Source organism: uncultured Traorella sp., from assembly GCF_944327115.1.
Taxonomy (GTDB): Bacteria; Bacillota_I; Bacilli_A; order Erysipelotrichales; family Erysipelotrichaceae; genus Traorella.
On sequence record NZ_CALVGS010000112.1, the window covers coordinates 1 to 4,261 of the forward strand.

Consider the following 4,261-nt stretch of genomic DNA (forward strand, 5'->3'; position numbering starts at 1 on the left):
GGATGGAATGTGATGAAAACTGGATCGTTTGTCTGAATAGTTATAAGACAAAGACCAATCGTGAAGCAACAAGCAGATGGATCAAGATACCGGTATATTGTGTTTTGATCGATACGGGAAATGAAAAAATCTTATTTGATACAGGACAGAATCCAAATGAATATGATCGAAGCATCCGCTGTCCATATTATTACAGAGAAGAACAATTGCTGATCAATCAGTTAAAGAGCCTCCATCTTGAACCAACTGACATAGATAAAGTAATATTATCTCATTTTCATGATGATCATTGCGGCAATATGGACTTGTTTAAGAGTGCGGAATTTTATATAGCACAAGATGAGTATAACTATGTCAAAGAGGCTTTGGACAATCATCAAAAGCCTAAAGGAGTGTATAAGTATGCTCATCTAAATATCGAAAAGATCCATTTAGTAAAAGAAGATATAAAGATCCATGATCATATTCAATTGATTAATCTTCCGGGACACAGCAAAGGTCTATTAGGGATGATCGTTCATTTAGAAAAAGAGGGTACTTTGCTTTTTCCAAGTGATGTAGTTGATACACACTTGAATTATGGTCCACCGGCCATGCCGCAATATAGTCAATACAACTTAGAAAAATATTATGAATCAATTGAAAAGATTAGAAATCTACAAGAGAGGTTAAACGCTAAAATCATATTTTCACATGATATGGAACAGTTTATGACATTAAAAAAAGCTCCCGATTATTATGAATAAAAAATTTGAAATTATAGATAATTTTGAGCGAATAGGATAACATGTAAATACCCCAAATAAATAAAAACCCCAGTGAGGCAACACTGGGGTTTTGTTTGGAGGGAGAGGCTACAGTCTTTAATGTTTAACTATTTAAATGCAATATATGGAAATAATAATATCAATATGGATTTATTATCTACTTCATACCTTGATTGAAGAAACTATGAAATTAGATATCTTTATCAATGTTATTTGTGCTATTGGCAATAAACGTGATTTGATACATATTATTACCAACACATCTTAATTGTTGTATTGAACCAAGCAATTCTTCTGACAAAAAGGGACAGGTAAATTACTTTTTATATGATATTAGGATGAACATATCAGCTCATTCTAATTTGTAATTTAATTTTTGTTTAATATTATTTTTTAATTAACCAATTGATTAAGTTTATTGATTTAATTCCTTCATAACTAGAATCTAAACCAGTATCTAAAGTTAAAACAATTTTTTCATAATTATCTTTTATCTTTTCTAAAGGTGTTAATTCTCTCCTTCGAACATCTTCGTTTGACATTGACTCAGTTACTTGAACATATATTTTAGCATCAGCTTTAGTAGCGATAAAGTCAATTTCTAAATTGTCTATTTTACCGATGGCTACGTCATAACCTCTACGTAATAATTCAAAATATACAACATTTTCTAAAACGTGACCACGATCACGATTTCTAAATCCAAGCAGATAATTACGTAATCCAATATCAACGATATAGTATTTACCGAGTGTCTTTAAGTATTCTTTTCCTTTAATGTCAAAGCGTTTAATTTCATAAAAGAAATAAGACTCTAGTAATGCCTCAACGTAAGATTGTACAGTATGAGTACTTGGTTTGCCTCCACGATTTTCTGTTTCTAATAAGCCTTCATTAACAAGGATATTACCAATCGAAGAAACGGATATGTTGCTTCCAATGTTATCAGCTAAAAATAAGATTATTTTTTTTAGAAGTATAGGATCTGTTATTTGCCGTTGATTTCTACGTAATTCTCTTTCTAAGATATCTCGAATTACAACACTAGAATAAATACCATCTAATAAAATTAATGCCTTTTCTTGATCGAGCCCTACATCTGCAATTCCTGGCATACCACCAAATTTTATATAAGCATTGAATAATTCTCGAACTTCATATTTTTCGTTGTGTTCATCGATCACTTGTATTTTTGTACCTAATTTGTTTTTAGTTTCAATGAGTTTAAATCCATGAAAGTCAATAAACTCCAAGAATGATAATGGAAGCATTTTAATTTCTATGCATCTTCCTGATAAATAAGTTGAATATTCAGAAGATAATAAATAAGCATTTGATCCGGTAATATAGATATCACAATCAAAATCCACTCGAAACGAATTAATTGAATCTTCCCAGTGATCAATTCTTTGCAATTCATCAAAAAATAAATACATACGCTTATTTGGAAGAACTCTTTTTTTCACATAGTTATAAACTTCATCAGAACTCATTTTTTTATAATCATTAGATTCAAAATTCATCTCGATAATTTGACTATCTTCTATACCTGTTTCTTTTAAATATTTTATCATTAATTTAAGTAGACTACTTTTTCCGCTGCGCCTTACTCCGGTTATAACTTTAACAGGTTCAGTATCACGAAAAGCAATTAATTTACTTAAATAAGAATCTCTTTGTTTTAACTCATGTGCTTGAATCATAATATTTTCTCCTTGAATGGATTATAGCATAAACTTCTTGAAATAACAAATTTATGCAAATGATAGCAAAAATTATATAATTAATTAAAGAACTCTTTTGTTGATGAAGATATCTATATAAAATGAAAATTTTCTATTTCTGCTTATTTTCACTGTACAGAAAAAATAATGCATGAAAGGTCTAACTGTAAGATATTTTAAAAAGTAATGAAATTGATTGACGTACTTATTTGTAATTTTCTTTTTATCAAAAACTCTTGACAAATGTAAGCGGAACCATTAAGATAAGGATGTAGATAAAAAGGATTGTTACTCTTTGAGGCTTTACCTTTCATAACATAGCGATATGTTTTTTAAGGTGTGACTTGGAGAGTTTTTATTTTAGGAGGAAGTATGTTTAACTTATTTAAAAAGGTTGTTGAATCTGAATTGTATTCTCCGGTCAAAGGAAAGATGATTCCTTTAAGCGAAGTTAATGATCCGGTATTTTCTGAAAAGATGATGGGCGATGGATGTGCTTTTGTATTTGATGGAGATACAATCTATGCACCTTGTAAAGGTGAGATCATCTTAATCGCAAATACCCGACATGCAATTGGTATCAAAGCAGAAAACGGTGCAGAAATTCTGATCCATATTGGTTTAGATACCGTGAATTTGAATGGGAAAGGGTTTGAAGTGCTGGTAAAGGAGCATGATAAGGTGAAGTCTCATGATCCACTTGTTCGTCTTGACCGAGCGTTCATGAAAGAAAATAAGGTTGATCTGACGATGCCAATGGTAATCACAAGTTCAGATTATGTTATTGAATTAGATGAATATGGTGATAAAGAAGTAAGCAGTAGAGTTCTTAAAGTTAAAAAGAAATAAAGAAAGGAGCTGCCATGAAGGTTATTAAAAATATCAATAATAATGTTTCATTATGTTTAGATAGCAATAACAATGAAGTGGTGGCTTTTGGAAAAGGAATAGGTTTCACAAAACCACCCTATGAGGTGGATTTGGATAAGATTCAACGTACATATTATGGTATTGATCCTACCTATATCAATATGATCAATGATATTCCTGAAGATATTTTGGATATTTCTGATAAGATCATCAATTACGCAAGAATGAAACTGGAAAATCCTGTAAGTTCTAATATTGTGATTACCTTAGCGGATCATATTAATTTTGCGATTCAGCGATATAAGGAAAATATGAATATAAAGCTGCCAATCGTTCATGATATTGAGTATTTATTTGATACAGAGATGGAGATTGGTGAATATGCATTAACCTTGATTAGAAAGACTTTAAAGGTATTTCTTCCAAAAGAGGAAGCTGCATATATTGCCTTGCATATCATCAATGCGGAATCAATGAATAAGAATAAAAAAAGAGATAAGCTTGACGAAGAGATGATTGATGATATTTGTGAAATCATCGAAAAAGATTTCCAGATCAAGATCGATAAAACAGGTTTTAACTATTCACGTTTTGTTTCTCATATGCACTATCTTTTAAAAAGAGGTAAGAAGAATGAAATGGTGAAAAGTGAAAATCAGAAGTTATATGAATCGCTTGTAAATGCATATCCCAAAACATATGAATGTACACAGCACGTAAGAGAGTATTTAAAGGATCAGCTGAATTGGGATCTAAGCGATGAAGAATGTATTTATCTGATGTTACATATGAATAGACTTTGTGCTCGAGAGGATTGTTACCAGTAGGGCTTTACCCCTGACATAAAGCTAAGTAATGAATGGTTCATTCATTATTTAGTTTTGGTTTGGGGTTTTTATT

Annotated in this window: 4 protein-coding genes; 3 read left to right on the plus strand and 1 reads right to left on the minus strand. The window is 30.7% G+C overall.

The window, feature by feature from the left end; genetic code table 11:
* A partial coding sequence (locus tag Q0K35_RS09640; RefSeq protein WP_294562599.1) for an N-acyl homoserine lactonase family protein occupies nt 1–746 on the plus strand: 746 nt, incomplete at its 5' end.
* Between the two features lie 407 nt (nt 747–1,153).
* On the opposite strand, the gene Q0K35_RS09645 is transcribed toward Q0K35_RS09640, so the two are convergent.
* On the minus strand, nt 1,154–2,470 hold the full coding sequence (locus tag Q0K35_RS09645) for an ATP-binding protein (protein WP_294562600.1): 1,317 nt from the start codon (nt 2,468–2,470) through the stop codon (nt 1,154–1,156).
* Nucleotides 2,471–2,863: 393 nt separating this feature from the next.
* On the opposite strand from Q0K35_RS09645, the gene Q0K35_RS09650 reads away from it, so the two are divergent.
* Both Q0K35_RS09650 and Q0K35_RS09655 read left to right on the plus strand, forming a co-directional pair.
* Complete coding sequence (locus Q0K35_RS09650; protein WP_294562603.1) at nt 2,864–3,340, plus strand: PTS glucose transporter subunit IIA; 477 nt, start codon at nt 2,864–2,866, stop codon at nt 3,338–3,340.
* Between the two features lie 14 nt (nt 3,341–3,354).
* Nucleotides 3,355–4,188, plus strand: a complete 834-nt coding sequence (locus Q0K35_RS09655; RefSeq protein WP_294562605.1) for a PRD domain-containing protein — start codon at nt 3,355–3,357, stop codon at nt 4,186–4,188.
* Nucleotides 4,189–4,261 lie beyond the last annotated feature (73 nt).

Coding starts and splice junctions, on each gene's coding strand:
- Q0K35_RS09645 (WP_294562600.1), bottom strand. CDS start 2,470: ATGATTCAAGCACATGAGTTAAAACAAAGAGATTCTTATTTAAGTAAA.
- Q0K35_RS09650 (WP_294562603.1), top strand. CDS start 2,864: ATGTTTAACTTATTTAAAAAGGTTGTTGAATCTGAATTGTATTCTCCG.
- Q0K35_RS09655 (WP_294562605.1), top strand. CDS start 3,355: ATGAAGGTTATTAAAAATATCAATAATAATGTTTCATTATGTTTAGAT.